The organism is Bartonella sp. AA83SXKL (assembly GCF_042196965.1).
Classification (GTDB): domain Bacteria; phylum Pseudomonadota; class Alphaproteobacteria; order Rhizobiales; family Rhizobiaceae; genus Bartonella.
On record NZ_JBHIRG010000346.1, the window covers coordinates 1 to 534 of the forward strand.

Below are 534 nucleotides of genomic sequence, written 5' to 3' on the forward strand. Positions count from 1 at the left end.
CCACAAGGTAAAGCTCTTGATATCGCCGAATCTTCACCAGTTGACGGTTTTGATGTCCGTTTAACCGGTGCTAATTCCTATGAGGTGATTGAAGGTGCCGATGTTGTTATTGTAACAGCAGGTGTTGCAAGAAAACCCGGTATGAGCCGTGATGACCTTTTGGGCATTAATTTAAAGGTAATGGAACAAGTTGGTGCGGGGATTAAAAAATATGCATCTTCAGCGTTCGTTATTTGTATTACAAATCCTCTTGATGCAATGGTCTGGGCTTTGCAAAAATTTTCAGGTCTTCCAACACAAAAAGTGGTTGGTATGGCTGGTATTCGCGATTCAGCACGTTTTCGTCATTTCTTATCAGAGGAATTTAAGATCTCTGTTAAAGATGTGACTGCATTCGTTTTAGGAGGACACGGTGATTCAATGGTGCCTTTGGTGCGTTATTCAACCGTTGGTGGTATTTCTCTACCCGATCTTGTGAAAATGGGCTGGACGACGCAAGAAAAGATTGATCAAATTATTCAACGTACCCGTGAT

General features: G+C 41.9%; 1 protein-coding gene. It reads left to right on the top strand.

Annotated features, from left to right (window positions below; all coding sequences use genetic code 11):
* Positions 1-534, top strand: a 534-nt coding sequence (locus ACFINO_RS11550; RefSeq protein WP_404977964.1) for a lactate/malate family dehydrogenase, incomplete at both ends; no start/stop codon positions are given.